General features: G+C 69.4%; 1 protein-coding gene. It reads right to left on the bottom strand.

All coding sequences use genetic code 11. From position 1 onward, the window contains the following. Nucleotides 1-1,041: a Nit6803 family nitrilase gene (locus TOK_RS27940; RefSeq protein WP_098960990.1), complete on the bottom strand. Its 1,041-nt coding sequence runs from the start codon at nt 1,039-1,041 to the stop codon at nt 1-3. Between the last annotated feature and the right edge of the window lie 61 nt (nt 1,042-1,102).

Raw genomic sequence — 1,102 nt, 5'->3', positions numbered from 1 at the left:
TCAGACGGCGGCCTTCGTGGTGCCGTTGCCGTTGTGCTCGACGACGGGCGCGCTGCCGTTGTCGTCGGCGGGCGCGAGTGACTCGACCTCGTAGGCGGACGCCTTCGGGGTCGGGAAGGCGCGGTGGACCGGGGAGGTCTTGGTGTCGTTGAGCAGCAGCGACACCAGCTCCGGACGCGAGTAGTGGCCGACCGAGTCGAACATCCGCTTGCGCTTGGTGATCAGGTTGAAGTCGAGATCGGCGACGAGGATGCCCTCGCCCTCGGTGATCGGCTCGACGATGTGCTGGCCCTCGGGGGAGATGATCGCGGTCATGCAGCCACCGCGCAGGCCGCGGCGCAGGCCCTCGTCGGGGGAGACCTTGGCGATCTGGTCCTCGGTCAGCCACGCCGTCGCGCAGACGACGAAGGACGCGCCCTCGGCGGCCTGGTGGCGGATGAGGGTCTCGACCTGGTCGGCGAACAGCTGCCCGACGAGCGAGCCCGGGAAGTGCGCGAGGTGGATCTCCTCGTGCTGGGCCTGCAGCGCGTAGCGGTTGAGCGGGTTGAAGTTCTCCCAGCACGCCAGCGCACCGATGCGCCCGACCTCGGTGTCGACGACCGTGAAGCCCGAGCCGTCGCCGCGGCCCCAGATCATGCGCTCGTGGAAGGTCGGGACCGTCTTGCGGCGGTGCAGGACCAGCGTGCCGTCGGCGTCCCAGAGCAGCTGGGTGCAGTACAGCGAGCCGTGGTCGCGCTCGTTGACACCGAGCATCACGACGACGCCGTGCCGGCGTGCGGCGGCGGACACGGCGTCGGTGACCGGGCCCGGGACGACGACCGCGTTGTCGTAGAGGCGCATGTGCTCGCCACCGCTCATCATCGGCGGCTGCACGAAGGAGAAGTACGGGTAGTACGGGACGACCGTCTCGGGGAACACCACGAGCTCGGCGCCCTGCGCCGCGGCGTCGGCGATCGCCGCGAGGACGCGGTCGACGGTTCCGGTGGCGGTGTCGAGGTCCGGGTTGAGCTGGACCGCGGCGGCTCTGACCTTCTTTGCCATGTGCTGTCTCTTCCTCACGGCGTCGTGTCGTTCACTATGCGAAGCGTCGTGTCGGATCGTA

The organism is Pseudonocardia sp. N23, from assembly GCF_002583555.1.
GTDB lineage: Bacteria > Actinomycetota > Actinomycetes > Mycobacteriales > Pseudonocardiaceae > Pseudonocardia.
The sequence above is the reverse complement of the archived record's forward strand: the minus strand, read 5'-3'. Positions and strand labels throughout refer to the sequence as shown.

What these genes read in the sequence shown, in the direction of transcription:
- TOK_RS27940 (WP_098960990.1), bottom strand. Translation starts at nt 1,041, where the DNA reads ATGGCAAAGAAGGTCAGAGCCGCCGCGGTCCAGCTCAACCCGGACCTC.